At 61.4% G+C, this 12,718-nt stretch carries 12 protein-coding genes; 7 read left to right on the top strand and 5 right to left on the bottom strand.

Annotated elements, in window-relative coordinates; translation table 11 throughout:
• Window positions 1-41: 41 nt before the first annotated feature.
• The 4 genes from BX591_RS10105 to BX591_RS10090 all read right to left on the bottom strand — a co-directional run bounded on the left by BX591_RS10105 (window position 42) and on the right by BX591_RS10090 (window position 3,364).
• Window positions 42-629 (bottom strand): thiamine phosphate synthase, encoded by a 588-nt coding sequence (locus tag BX591_RS10105; RefSeq protein ID WP_111930760.1) that lies wholly within the window; start codon window positions 627-629, stop codon window positions 42-44.
• Between the two features lie 19 nt (window positions 630-648).
• Window positions 649-1,977, bottom strand: a complete 1,329-nt coding sequence (locus BX591_RS10100) for an MFS transporter (RefSeq protein WP_111930758.1) — start codon at window positions 1,975-1,977, stop codon at window positions 649-651.
• Window positions 1,938-2,633: a helix-turn-helix transcriptional regulator gene (locus BX591_RS10095; RefSeq protein ID WP_111930756.1), complete on the bottom strand. Its 696-nt coding sequence runs from the start codon at window positions 2,631-2,633 to the stop codon at window positions 1,938-1,940. Before BX591_RS10095 ends, BX591_RS10100 begins: the two co-directional genes overlap by 40 nt.
• Before the next feature lie 146 nt (window positions 2,634-2,779).
• Window positions 2,780-3,364, bottom strand: a complete 585-nt coding sequence (locus BX591_RS10090) for a hypothetical protein (protein ID WP_111930754.1) — start codon at window positions 3,362-3,364, stop codon at window positions 2,780-2,782.
• A gap of 450 nt (window positions 3,365-3,814) precedes the next feature.
• Between BX591_RS10090 and BX591_RS10085 the strand changes: the two genes are divergently transcribed.
• The 7 genes from BX591_RS10085 to BX591_RS10055 all read left to right on the top strand — a co-directional run bounded on the left by BX591_RS10085 (window position 3,815) and on the right by BX591_RS10055 (window position 11,558).
• A complete protein-coding gene (locus BX591_RS10085) occupies window positions 3,815-5,068 on the top strand; it encodes an NAD(P)/FAD-dependent oxidoreductase (RefSeq protein ID WP_111930923.1) in 1,254 nt (417 codons plus the stop codon).
• Window positions 5,069-5,429: 361 nt separating this feature from the next.
• The gene (locus tag BX591_RS10080; protein ID WP_176343051.1) at window positions 5,430-6,188 is read left to right on the top strand and encodes a hypothetical protein; all 759 of its coding nucleotides are present in this window, start codon (window positions 5,430-5,432) and stop codon (window positions 6,186-6,188) included.
• A 45-nt stretch (window positions 6,189-6,233) separates the two neighbouring features.
• Window positions 6,234-7,421, top strand: coding sequence for a transporter substrate-binding and LysM peptidoglycan-binding domain-containing protein (locus BX591_RS10075; RefSeq protein ID WP_111930752.1), 1,188 nt, complete (start codon window positions 6,234-6,236; stop codon window positions 7,419-7,421).
• A gap of 246 nt (window positions 7,422-7,667) precedes the next feature.
• Window positions 7,668-8,969 (top strand): NAD(P)/FAD-dependent oxidoreductase, encoded by a 1,302-nt coding sequence (locus tag BX591_RS10070; RefSeq protein ID WP_111930750.1) that lies wholly within the window; start codon window positions 7,668-7,670, stop codon window positions 8,967-8,969.
• A complete protein-coding gene (locus BX591_RS10065) occupies window positions 8,966-9,811 on the top strand; it encodes a DUF1365 domain-containing protein (protein WP_111930921.1) in 846 nt (281 codons plus the stop codon). The genes BX591_RS10070 and BX591_RS10065 overlap by 4 nt, the downstream gene beginning before the upstream one ends.
• A 12-nt stretch (window positions 9,812-9,823) precedes the next feature.
• Complete coding sequence (locus tag BX591_RS10060) at window positions 9,824-11,035, top strand: SAM-dependent methyltransferase (RefSeq protein ID WP_111930748.1); 1,212 nt, start codon at window positions 9,824-9,826, stop codon at window positions 11,033-11,035.
• A 1-nt stretch (window position 11,036) separates the two neighbouring features.
• Window positions 11,037-11,558, top strand: coding sequence for a chalcone isomerase family protein (locus tag BX591_RS10055; RefSeq protein ID WP_111930746.1), 522 nt, complete (start codon window positions 11,037-11,039; stop codon window positions 11,556-11,558).
• 5 nt (window positions 11,559-11,563) lie between these two features.
• On the opposite strand, the gene BX591_RS10050 is transcribed toward BX591_RS10055, so the two are convergent.
• A complete protein-coding gene (locus BX591_RS10050) occupies window positions 11,564-12,661 on the bottom strand; it encodes an alpha/beta hydrolase (RefSeq protein WP_111930744.1) in 1,098 nt (365 codons plus the stop codon).
• Between the last annotated feature and the right edge of the window lie 57 nt (window positions 12,662-12,718).

The following is a 12,718-nucleotide window of genomic DNA, read 5'->3' as shown; positions in this document are numbered from 1 at the left end:
AATTCGACCTCTCACTTCGAGTTGCCGAAGACTCGCCACCTCTATTCGCTCACCCAAAGCGACCGAATCGCCGCAATCCCCTGAGCCCCCGACTCACGAGCCTCATCCAGGCTATCCAGGCTCATCCCACCCAACGCATAAACCGGAATCCTGGTGAGCGCGACCAGCTCACGAAAACGCGGCCACCCCAAAGGCGTGGCCGTAGTATGAGTCGCAGTCGGCATAACAGGCGAGATGGTCAGCAAATCGGCACCGATCCGATTCGCATGCAGCACCTGATGTTCGTCATGGCACGCCGCCGAAACCAGCAGCCCAGACGGCAACGGCCTACTGCTACAAGCCATCAGCCGGGTACTCGTGAGGTGAACCCCATCGGCCCGCACCGCCAGCGCCACTTCAGCCGACGCATTCAGCAGCAGGCGCGCATCGTAGCGCCGGCAGCACGCCAGCGCCTGTTCGGCCAACTCGACATACTGCGGCGCAGTCAGTGTCTTGGCGCGCAACTGCACCAGACGAACACCCGCTTCGAGGCTACGCGCGAGGCACGCAATAAAGTCGCCAAACGGTTTGCCACTCTGCGGCTCAGGCGTGACCAGAAACGTCGGCGGTAACTGCAGTAGATGATTCATTCAAGCTCAGCGAAAAGCGTTAAACAATCGATGACGACGCATGTCGTTGTTCGGACTCCGCAGCCGGATCGACGGCGCCCTGAATCGGGTTCCGTTGCCTCCGGCCCATGCTGTACGCGACCGGCGCGGCCAGCACACCCAACGCCGTGATATAGAGCGCGGGTGCCGTCAGCAGATGCGTCGCCTTGATCAGATACGCACCTACAACAGGTGCTGTCCCGCCAAAAACCGCGGTGGCGAGCGAATAGGTGGTCACCATACCAAAACTGCGCCAATTGTCTTTAAACAGGTCGGGGAGGACGACGAAAATCACGCCGACCAGACAACCCGCCATGACGGCAAATGCCGCCTGCACCAGCAATAGCGTCAGGAAGTCGCCGCGCTGCAGAAACGCGAACAGCGGGTAACTGCTGCAGACCAGAGACACGATACCGACGAGCGCGAGCCTCGACGCATCGACCCAGCGCGTGGCAACACCCGCCATGACCATCGATAGCGAAAAGATCACCAGCGTGATCACGTTGGTTGAATGAGCGTCGAAGCTGGACACGCCGAGATAGGTACGCAGATAGCCCGGCAGCCAGACAAACACCGTATAAAGATGCGCCTCCATGAACGCCACCAGAACAATGGCTTGTATCAGCGGCAGCAAGGGCCGTGCATGCCACACACCATGTGCCTGATTGCCCGGCGTCGTCGAAATCGAAGACCTGAGCGAATAAATCCACACCGACAGGGGAATGCACAGCAGAAACGGCCAGCGCCATACCTCGGTGAGGAAGCCGCCGCGAGCCGCCGCCGGTAAGCGTTGCAGCATCGCGCTGCAATACGGCAGAGCAAGAACGATCCCCGACGCCAGCAACATACCGACGAAGCCGCTCGCCACGACCACGGCGCAGTAAAGGCCGCGATTTTTATCCGTTACGTTGAGCGACACGAAATAACCGCTCAACGGCAACTCACCGCCGGCCGCGAAGCCCTGCATTATTTTCAGGGCGATCAGGAGTGCCGGCGCGAGATAGCCCGCCGTCTGATAAGTCGGTAGAAACGCAATCAGCGACGCTGGAATCGCCATACCGATCATGCTCGCTCGGAGTGCCGCCCCAGCGCCGAACCGATTACCCAGAACGCCGAAAACGACGCTGCCGAAAGGCCGCGCCAGGTAACTGCTTGCAAACACCGAAAAACTCAGCATGAGCGCCGTCTTGTCGTTGGCGGCGGGGAAAAAAAGCCGGCCGATTTCAAGGGCCATGAAAGCAGTCAGCGAGAATTCGTACCACTCGAACAGATTGGCAGTGAGCGCGATTCTCAGGAGGGGGTTGAATCGGAAGCGTAGGGGGTATGCCATTTGACGAGAGCCAGGACGTGGGGCAGATTGCCGTCGACTACCTTGTTGCGCAGGGCGTCCAGATGGGTTTCCACGGTCCGGTCCGACGTGCCGAGAAACTTTGCGATTTCCTTGTTGGCAAGGCGCTCCGTCTTTAAGAGGAAAACCCGGAACTGGGCGTCGGTAGGTAGCGTGACGAAGTATTGAACGATCTCGAGACACGCCAGCACACGTTTGATCGCGCTCGTGACGTCATAGAAGTTCAGGTAGAGCTGGTAGAGGCTGTTGGGCGGCAGCGTGGGCGTAATGTCGTTCCGATAAGTGACGATGCCCAGAATGTTCTTTCGGGAACCCAGCACGGGAAATTTCACCATTTCTTCGAGCTGGGCTTCACCGCTGTCGTCGAGAAATCGATGTCTGCCGAGTACATGGGTTTTCTTTTCGCGTGCGCGAAAATCAAGCTTCTGAATCGCGGCTGCGTATTGCGTGCCCCATTCCGGCTGACAGAATTTCAGGTCATTGATCGTCAGGCCCACCAGCTCGGCCGGATTCTCGACGCCGAATTGCCGCGAATTGTATCTATTATTAATAATGTATTTTCCGGTGTCCGCTTCCTTGAGACTGGCGGAGACCGGAAAATTCTCTATGAAGCTGATAATTGCGCTATCGGATTTCATGATCGGGCTACGCAAGAAATCATGGGGAGTCAGCGGTGCTCCGAGTCTGGCTCAATCGGGCGGACGCATTGCAGATTACATGGTCTTGCTACCCGCGATCAACTAAAGATGCCTGATGGATTAAATCCGTATTATTTCGACGATTTTTAGTGTTCCGTCGTATCAGGTGTTCTCACGCACTGTTCAAAACACGGCGACCAGCTGGACTCGGCAACGATGGGTACGCGCACCGACGGCAGGCTGCCATCCATGTCCGCTGCGACGAGCATTAGATAAAGGCGGGTGGCGGTCTCGTCGTCGCATTGCTCCAGCACGCTTTGCGCGGCGCGCAGGATCGGCATGCGTTTGCGCAGGCGCTTCGCGCTCTGCGACACGTCGCGCGCGAAATCGACCGGCTCCCCGTGCGGTAAGCTTTCGATGAGCTCAACGTCCATTGCATCGAGGTCGTCGAGCAAGCTCGGTGAGGGGGCATCGCCGGGCGTCAGTTGACTATCCGGCGCCGGTGTTTCCGGCGTCATGCGACCTGCCAGATCGAGTAAGCGCAGACCGAGTGCGAGGATCGCGTTGCGCCGCACGCGCGAGGTCATTTCAATACGTTCACCAGGCTGCCCGTTCGGTTGATCCTTCCGCAGAACGACCGATACCGAATCCGGATACTCCGGCGCGGATTCGTCGCTATTCTCCATGCACAGCCAGTTGGAGCCGATGCGGAATCTGAGATTCTTTTTCATATGGCGCTCGTGTTGCGCAGATAGATGCGTGGGGCATATACAGTCCGCGCGCTCCCGCGTCTGGCGGCAATTCGGCCGTTTGGTACTGAATCGAAAGCAATGCGCGATGTCTTGATAATTATCGCGTTAAAGAGATGCAAGGGTATCCGTGGAAACTACGTAAGTGATACGTATTCGGCATAAGTTATTCGAAGAGTGAATTATTGTGGTATTTGACGTGCACCTTAATGCGAAATTAATATTGATGGTAAAATTTTTATGGTTTTAATGTGACCGTGGAGGGGCGAGGGTAAAAGCGTTTTGTCCGCTTTAATTTGAAAATAAAAATGCGTCATGGCTATATATAAATTATTAAATGGATAGCGGGGCCGTTGTTGCAAATTCAATGCGCTAGAATGCCGAAGTCGACATATAAATTGCATTGAATAACACTTAATGGTTGGTATCGCAATGAGTACAACTGCATCAGCTTCCGAGAGCACGGAAACTTTCGAGGTAGTGGTGATCGGCGGCGGCGCTGCGGGTATCGGCGTGACGGCAAGCTTGCTGCGGCGCCGTCCCGGCTTGCGCATCGCGATCGTCGAACCGGCGAAGCGTCATTTCTATCAGCCGGCGTGGACGCTGGTCGGCGGCGGCGCGTTCAATATCAACGACACCGTGCGGCCCATGTCGTCTGTCATGCCCGAGCGCGCGCATTGGATAAAGGCGAGCGCCAACGCGATCGAACCCGAACAGCGTCTCGTTCGGCTGGACGACGGCCGCGCGCTGGGATACCAGCGTTTGATCGTGTGTCCGGGCTTGCGGCTCGCGTGGGAAAAGATCGAAGGGCTGGAAGAAACACTGGGCAAAAACGGCGTGACGTCGAACTACCGGTTCGATCTCGCGCCGTACACCTGGCAACTGGTCCATGAACTGAAGGGCGGCAAGGCGCTTTTCACGCAACCGGGCATGCCGATCAAATGCGCGGGCGCGCCGCAAAAGGCGCTCTATCTGTCGTGCGACTACTGGCGCAAGCAGCGTGTGCTCGACAAGGTCGAGGTCGAATTCAATCTGGCCGGCGACGTGCTGTTCGGCGTGGCGGCATTCGTGCCGTCGCTAATGAAGTACGTCGAGCGCTATCAGGCGTCGCTGGCGTTCGGCTCGGATCTGATCGGCGTCGACGGCGCTCGCAAGATCGCAACGTTCGCCGTGAAAGACGCGGGCGGTGGCGTCGTTCGTGTCGAGAAACCGTTCGACATGCTGCATGTGGTGCCGCCGCAGCTTCCGCCGGCCGTGGTCAGCAACAGCGTGCTCGCCGACCAGGCTGGCTGGTGCGAAGTCGATCACGCCACGCTGAGGCATCCGCGCTACCCGGAGGTGTTTGCGCTCGGCGATGCATGTTCCGCGCCCAACGCCAAAACGGCCGCGGCCGTTCGCAAACAGATCGTGGTCGTCGCGGAGAATCTGTTGGCATCGATCGACGCTAAACCACTGCCTGCACGCTACGACGGCTACGGCGCGTGTCCGCTGACGGTCGAGCGGGGCAAGGTCGTGCTGGCGGAGTTCGGCTACGGCGGCAAATTGCTGCCCACGTTCCCGCTCGACCCAACGGTGCCGCGCGCGCTCGCCTGGCATCTGAAGTCCGGTTTTCTTCCGTGGTTGTACTGGAACGGCCTGCTGAAGGGCCGCGAATGGCTCGCCGCGCCGGCCAAAGCGTCGGCGTGAACGAAGTGCCGCCCGGCGGCGAATGCAGAAGGTACTCGGCATAGACGTGACGTATCAGAAGATGACGTCACGCTTCATAACCTCAATGAAAGCATTATGAAATTATCGCTACTTGACTTCGTCAGAATCAACTCACGTTCAAATTCCTGAAAACTCTTTCTGATCACGCGTCAAAACCACCCCCACTTCCCCCGTCGCCTTAGTGGTTGTAAAGTCATACCGCGTTTGCCCGCTGCAGTCCAAAAACCCAGCGCGCAACCGCAAGGTAATAACGCCACACAAGGTTCATAAGCCACGAAGACGTCCCGTAAGTTTTTTTGCAAACGCAGTTTTGTAAAAGAGGCTTCAAAAGGGGATTCACATGTCAGTCGGCAATACGGTCGTTGACGCGACCAAAAGCAGCACGAAGTACAAGCTCATCAAGTGGTCGATTATCGGGTTGTGCATTGCCATCGGCGCGCCGCTCGCCATCCTGCTGGTCAAAGGCCTCGTCGGCCTGATTCTCGCTGCCGTCATCGGTCTTGCCGCGATCAACTTCGGTCCTGTGCTCGCCATGAAGTTCGCGAACCAGAAGGTCAAGATGTTCGTGAACGAAGCGAAATCCAATCCGATCGAAACGCTTTACAACGAACTGGCCGAGAAGCAGGAAGGCGCCGAGCGTTTCAAGAAAAGCATCACCGATTTCCGCACCGAAGTAAAAAACTTCGAAGACAAAACCGCGCAATTCAAAAAGCAATATCCGGAAGACGCCGCGCGCTTCGAAAACCAGCTGGCGACCATGAAAAAGCTGCTCGCGTTTCGCGAGGGCCGCTATAAGCAGGTACAGGATGAACTCAAGCGTTTCGCCGACGCGATCGACCGCGCCAAGGCGCTGTGGGATATGTCGCAGTCCGCGCAACGCATGAACAAGATCGCCGGCATGCAAACCAGCGACACCTTCGCGCAAATCAAAACCGACGCCGCGCTCGATTCGGTCATGAACTCGGTCAATAAAGCGTTTTCCGAAATGGAAACGTCGCTGATGGAAAGCGCCGAAGTGCAGCAGGCCAAGGCCGCCACCGAACTGGGCACGCTCACGCCGCCCGCGCCGCAAATCGGCCCGCCGACCGCGCCGCATTAATTGCGGCGCAGGGCTGCACTCTCCGATAACTCGATTCGACAAAAAATGAAGAAAATTCTGGGTTCGGTTCTTTTCCTGATCTTGCTGGCGGCTGGTTGGTACATCCACGAAGGCGGCCTGAAAAACCTCAACTACGGGCAGGGCGGCAACAAAGATTCCGCCACGGTGAACGGCATCGACACCGGCAATAGCGGTAGCGCCGGCAACAACAGCAGCAACGGCGGCGCCAGCCCGGCTGCGACCCCGCCCGTGGCCAACAATCCGAGCGGCTTCGTGCCCAACAAGGACACGCTGAAGTCGATCCTGAGCAACGGCGTCGTGCGCGTCAGCGTCGAAAATCCGTCGCGGCCGTTCTACTCGGAAGACAACGGCAAGCCGCAAGGCTTCAACGTCGACTTCGCCAATCTGCTGTTCGCGCAGAAAGAGTTCACCTCGGGCGATCATTCCACCATCACCGTCGACACACACCACGGCGTGGACACCTACCCCGCGGTCCCCGATCAGCTCACGAAAACCGACCAGCAAGGCAACGCGGTCGTCGACGTCGCGATGGACGGCCTGACCTTCCCCGACAACACGCCGAGCGGCGTCGTGTATTCGATTCCGTATGTCGAGGACTTCGGCTATTCGCTGATCGTCGCGCAGGGTTCGCCGGTGCGTTCGGCGGCAGATCTGGCGGGCAAGACGGTCGGCGTGTTGCAGGGCGACCCGGACGTGAAGGCGTTCGTGCAGAAAGCCTTCCCGGACAGCAAGATCGTCGAGTTGTCGGATGCGAGCATAGAAGGGCAGCGCTCGTGGATGGCGCACTTCCTCGACGGCCATCAGGTCGACGCGATCGTCTACGACTATCCCTTCGGCGTCGCGGAGATCAAGGGCACCGATCTGAAGTTCGCGCTTACCAAGCTCGACGGCTCGAACCTGTCGTACAAGGTCGGCGTGCGCAAGGAAGACAGCGCGCTGCTGATCTACCTGAACTCGGCCATCGCCAAGGTCAAGCAGTCGCCGGCGTATCTCGACCTGCTGCGTAAATATTTCATCAGCGACCAGGTGCTGACCACCGCGGCAAGCGGCGGCGAGAAGACCTACGTGGTGCGCTCGGGCGACACGCTGAACGCCATCGCGCTCAGCCAGATGGGCAGCGGCGCCCGCTATGTGGACCTGCAGAAGCGCAATAACCTGCCGAACCCCAATCTGATCCTGATCGGCCAGCATCTGATCATCCCGCTGCACTAAAACGCGGAGGCGGAGCGTCGTTCCGCCACCCGTCTTGCGCCGCCTGGCGCGAGACGGGCCGGGCAGCGTGAAGCAGGGCGAACAAGGGTCACCCCGCCGCGCCCATTTCACATCATAGAATCAGCCCCTTAATTCCGCCACGTCTGCATCCATTCCGGTCCGCGTTGCGTAAATCCCCTCAAGGACGCGCAACCCCCATTCAATCCCAATCACCGACCGCGCGCCCCCCGATCAGGAGACGCGCCCATGACCCACCCGGCACCGACCACCCCACTACCGCGCGGTTCGCGGGTCGCGGTTATCGGCGGCGGCATTTCGGGCCTCGCCAGCGCTTATCTGCTGGCGCGCAACCATCAGGTCACGCTGTTCGAATCGGCCGGCTACATCGGCGGTCACACCAATACCGTCGACGTCACCCTCGAAGGCCACACGCATCCCGTCGACACCGGTTTCCTGGTGTTCAACGACCGCACCTACCCGAATCTGATCGCGCTGTTCGCCGAACTGGGCGTGCAGTCGCACCCGAGCGAAATGACCTTCTCGGTCTCGCTCGACGAAGGCCGCCTCGAATGGGCCGGCACCAATCTGAACACCGTGTTCGCGCAGCGCCGCAACCTGTTCTCGCCGACGTTCATCGGCATGCTGCGCGACATCATGCGTTTTAACGGCAGCGCCCAGCAAAACCTCGAACTCGCGACGCAAACGCGCGCCTCGATGGGCGAACTGCTGACGGCCGGCGGCTACGGCGGCGCGTTCCAGCGCCACTATCTGCTGCCGATGGCCGCCGCGATCTGGTCGAGCGCGACCTCTGACATTCTGGCGTTCCCGGCCACCACGTTTTTGCGCTTCTGCCTGAATCACGCGTTGCTGCAGGTGAACCGGCGTCCGCAGTGGCGGACGGTGGTCGGCGGCGGCCGTGAATATGTACGCCGCATCGTCGACACGCTCACCGACGTGCGCATCGACACCGCCGTGCGCGGCGTGCGGCGTGACGCGCAAGGCGTCGACATTTTTACCGACGACGGCACGCAGCGCTTCGACGCGCTGGTGCTCGCCACCCACGCGCCGACCACGCTGCGTCTGCTGGAAGATGCCGATCAGGACGAACGCAGCGTGTTGAGCGCGGTGCGCTATCAACCGAACGTCGCGGTGCTGCATACCGATACGAATTTGCTGCCGCGCCGCCAACGCGTCTGGTCGGCGTGGAATTACCTGGGCAGCCGCCGGGTCGACGGTACGCATCCGGTGTGCGTCAGCTATCTGGTGAACCAGTTGCAACCGCTGCCGTTCAGGACGCCGCTGGTCGTCACGCTCAATCCGGTGACGCAGCCCGCGCCGGGTACCGAATTGCGCCGCTTCGTCTACGACCATCCGCTGTTCGATCTGGCCGCGATCGATGCGCAGCACCGTCTGCCGCAGTTGCAAGGCAAGCGCCGCACGTGGTTCGCAGGCGCGTGGACGGGCTACGGTTTTCACGAGGACGGTCTGAAATCGGCGTTGCGCGTTGCCGCCGATTTCGACGCGTCACCCGCATGGGCGAAGCTATGAATCCCGACCGCGCCAGCCTTGATCCGCCTGCCTGGCTCCTGACCGGGCAGGTGATGCACGAGCGTCTGCGGCCACGGCCGCATCGCTTCACGTATCCGGTGTTCTACGTGCGCTGCGATCTGGACCGGCTCGCCTCGCTCGCGAGCGGCTGGTTCGGCGTCGACCGCTGGCGGCCGCTCAGCTTGCATGCCCGCGACCATGGTCCGCGCGACGGCAGCGATCTGGCCGTGTGGATGCGCGCGCAACTATCGGCGGCGGGTATCGACGAAGCGGACGGCAAGATCTGGCTGCAAGCGTTTCCGCGCGTGTTCGGCTACGCGTTCAATCCGGTGAGCTTCTGGTTCTGTCACGACCGCGACGGCCATCTGCGCGCGTTGCTGGCCGAAGTCCGTAATACGTTCGGCGCGCGGCACAGCTATCTGCTGAGCGCCGAAGGCAATGCGCCGATCACGTCGGAGACGCCGCTCCTGTGCAAAAAAGTGCTGCACGTGTCGCCGTTTTGCCGCGTGGAAGGCGGCTATACGTTTCGCGTCAGAGAGACGGCGCATCACGCGTCGGTCGCGATCGACTACCGCGACGCCGACGGCCTGCTGATCCGCACCGCGCTGGGTGGCCATCTGCAACCGCTGACACGCGCCAGCGCGCTCGGCGCCTTGTTGCGCCAGCCGCTCTTGACGCTCGGCGTGGTCGCCCGGATTCACTGGCAGGCCGTGCGTCTCGCGCTTAAGAAAGCGCCGTTCTACGGCAAACATCCTGCGCCGGGGCGCCATGCCGACGCAACCACCCATCAAGGCGCAGCGGCCCAACCGTCCACCGCTGCGCGCTCTATTTCGTCCGATTGAGGAGATTCCGTCATGGCGCTTTCCAGAACCCTGAGCGGGCACCAGTCCGCCCCCGCGTCTGGCCGTCTGTTTCTGTCCTTGCTCGAGCGGATTCAGGTCGGGCATCTGGTGCTGGTGACGCCCGACGGTCAGCCGCGCGTGTTCGGCGATCCGCACGCGGCGCCGGGCGCGCGCCTGGAGTTGCGTGACTGGCGCGCGTGCGGCGCGATTCTGCGCAAGGGCGACATCGGTTTCGCCGACGCGTGGCGTTCGTTCTGGGTCGACACGCCGGATCTCGCCGCGCTGCTGCGAGTCGCGATCCGCAACGAACGCGCGCTGCAACGCACGGTGTACGGCGGCTGGCTCGCGCAACTCTGGTACGGCTTGCGTCACAAGCTGCGGCCGAATACGCGCTCGGGCAGCCGCCGCAATATCCACGCGCATTACGACATCGGCAACGCGTTTTACGCCCAGTGGCTCGATCCGACCTTCACGTATTCGAGCGCGGTATTCGACGGCGATTTCCATCGATCGCTCGAAGACGCGCAGCACGCGAAATATCAACGCATCATCGATACGCTCGGTTTGCGTGCCGGCATGCGGGTTCTCGAAATCGGCTGCGGCTGGGGCGGTTTCGCGATGCATGCGGCGCGTCGGGGCATTCAGGTGCATGGCGTGACGATCTCGCCCGCGCAGCTCGAATTCGGCCGCATGCGCGTGAAAGAGGCCGGCCTCGACGAGCATGTGCAACTCGAACTGCGTGACTACCGGACGCTGACCGGTCAATACGACGGCATTGTCTCGATCGAAATGTTCGAGGCGGTCGGCGAGAAATTCTGGCCGACGTACTTCGGAATTCTGCGTGAGCGTCTGCTGCCCGGCGCGCGCGCGGTGGTGCAAACCATCACGATCGACGACTCGCATTTCGCCCAGTATCGTGCCACCAGCGACTTCATCCGCGAATTCATTTTTCCGGGCGGCATGTTGCCGAGCCCGCAGCGTTTCATCGACGCGGCACAGCGCGGCAAGCTGGTGGCGTCGACCTCGCTGGCCTTCGGCCGCGATTATGCCGAGACCTTGCGCCGCTGGCGCGGCGCGTTCGAAGCACAACTCGATACGATCCGCACGCAAGGCTTCGACGAGATTTTCGTGCGGACCTGGCGGCTGTATCTGGCCTATTGCGAAGCCGGTTTCGACGAAGGGCGCACGGACGTGATGCAGTTCGTGCTCGCCCGGGCGGACTGACATGCGCAAGCTCGCCGCGGCGTTGCCGATGCTGCTCATGCTGTGGGCCGGCGCCGCCTGCGCCGATTGGCGCGGCGACGTGCAGTCGGCGAAACTCGTCGGCGAGGGGGATTTCACCGTGTTCGGCTTCCGGCTGTATCGCGCGCAATTGTGGAGCGAACGCACGCCGGTCGATTACGACGAGCGCTTTGCGCTGCACATCGTCTACACGCGCGGCATCAAGCGTGAGCGGCTGGCGGAGACGGGCATCGGCGAGATCAAACGTCTGGCCGATGCGCCGATTCCGGCCGAGACACTCGCGCGCTGGCGCGCGGACATGATGCAGGCTTTCGTGGATGTCGCGCCCGGCGATCAGTTGAGTGCGGTTAATCTACCGGATAAGGGTGTGCGCTTTTATGCCGGCGATCGCATGACCGGCGAGTTCGACGATCCCGCGTTCGCGCGTGCGTTCTTCGGCATCTGGCTCGATCCGTCGACGCGTGCGCCGACCTTGCGCAAACATTTGCTGGGCATCGGGGAGTGAGTGGTTCAGTCGCCGTGAGCGGGCGTGGCCTGCTTCGGGCAAGTCGCTTCGGCGATCGAAGTTGACGCTGACGCTGACGCTGACGTTGACGCCGTATTGCAAGGCACCGTTTCTGCCTTCGTACGCCGACGCATTTGAACCACATTGCCGGACGATCCGGACGGCAGCAAACCCGGTGCTGTCCGTGACGAGACATCGGGCGCCTGCGCGGCACTTTCCCGCTGCGCCGCGATCGTCGTCTGGGCGTTGATAAACGCCGCACTATCGTCAAGCACCGGCGCAAAGCCCCGCAACGGTCCGGCGATCGCCCCCACCAGCAGCGCGTGGCCGACGCGCGGATAGTGCTTCACCTCCACCTCTTTATCTCCCGCCAGACGCAGCTTCGCCGCCAACCGATCCGTGTTGCCAGGGTCGACGGTCGTGTCGCGCTCGCCGGCAGCAAGGAACATCGGCGGTTCGTCGCCCTGCACGAAGTTGATCGGCTGACTCGCGGCGCGTAACGCACGCGGGAAAATGTCTTCGAGCGTCGCGTCGTGCAGCGGTAGGAAATCGTACGGACCTGCCAGGCCGATCACGCCGCTGAGGTCGCTTTTGCTCATCTGCTGCGCGGCGAGATAGCGGCCGTCGGTGGCGAGCAGCATCACGATATGCGCGCCGGCCGAATGTCCCATCAGAAAGATCCGCGACGGGTCGCCGCCGAACTCCGCCGCGTGATCGCGCGCCCAGCGCACGGCGCGGGCGGCGTCGTCGACGAAACCGGGGAAGGCCGTTTCCGGCCATGTCCGATAGTCGGGCAGCACGGCGACAAAACCGCGCGCCGCAAGCGCCGCACCGACGAACAGATAGCTGCTGCGCGAGCCGTTTTGCCAACTACCGCCATAGAAAAACACCACGACCGGACGGCCGTGCGGGCCGGTTTGCGGCGCGGAGGCGGTGGGCGTGTAGACGTCGAGTTTCTGACGCGGATTGGCGCCGTAGGCGAGACCGTCGTCGGCGTGGAAACGCTTGGCTGAGACGGCGGCGTTGAGCACGCCGGTGGCGCTGCAACCGCCCAGGGCGGCGAGTGCCAGCGCGGCGGTCAGGGTGAGCAGGCGTCGAGGCATGACAGGCGATCCGTTCGAGATGATTCGTTCGAACAATGTACGTGTCTTTCCGCCAAC

This window comes from Paraburkholderia bryophila (genome assembly GCF_003269035.1).
GTDB classification, from domain to species: domain Bacteria; phylum Pseudomonadota; class Gammaproteobacteria; order Burkholderiales; family Burkholderiaceae; genus Paraburkholderia; species Paraburkholderia bryophila.
Note: the sequence above shows the minus strand (reverse complement) of the source record. Positions and strands in the feature narration are given on the sequence as shown.

Coding starts and splice junctions, on each gene's coding strand:
- BX591_RS10105 (WP_111930760.1), bottom strand. CDS start 629: ATGAATCATCTACTGCAGTTACCGCCGACGTTTCTGGTCACGCCTGAG.
- BX591_RS10100 (WP_111930758.1), bottom strand. CDS start 1,977: ATGGCATACCCCCTACGCTTCCGATTCAACCCCCTCCTGAGAATCGCG.
- BX591_RS10095 (WP_111930756.1), bottom strand. CDS start 2,633: ATGAAATCCGATAGCGCAATTATCAGCTTCATAGAGAATTTTCCGGTC.
- BX591_RS10090 (WP_111930754.1), bottom strand. CDS start 3,364: ATGAAAAAGAATCTCAGATTCCGCATCGGCTCCAACTGGCTGTGCATG.
- BX591_RS10085 (WP_111930923.1), top strand. CDS start 3,815: ATGAGTACAACTGCATCAGCTTCCGAGAGCACGGAAACTTTCGAGGTA.
- BX591_RS10080 (WP_176343051.1), top strand. CDS start 5,430: ATGTCAGTCGGCAATACGGTCGTTGACGCGACCAAAAGCAGCACGAAG.
- BX591_RS10075 (WP_111930752.1), top strand. CDS start 6,234: ATGAAGAAAATTCTGGGTTCGGTTCTTTTCCTGATCTTGCTGGCGGCT.
- BX591_RS10070 (WP_111930750.1), top strand. CDS start 7,668: ATGACCCACCCGGCACCGACCACCCCACTACCGCGCGGTTCGCGGGTC.
- BX591_RS10065 (WP_111930921.1), top strand. CDS start 8,966: ATGAATCCCGACCGCGCCAGCCTTGATCCGCCTGCCTGGCTCCTGACC.
- BX591_RS10060 (WP_111930748.1), top strand. CDS start 9,824: ATGGCGCTTTCCAGAACCCTGAGCGGGCACCAGTCCGCCCCCGCGTCT.
- BX591_RS10055 (WP_111930746.1), top strand. CDS start 11,037: ATGCGCAAGCTCGCCGCGGCGTTGCCGATGCTGCTCATGCTGTGGGCC.
- BX591_RS10050 (WP_111930744.1), bottom strand. CDS start 12,661: ATGCCTCGACGCCTGCTCACCCTGACCGCCGCGCTGGCACTCGCCGCC.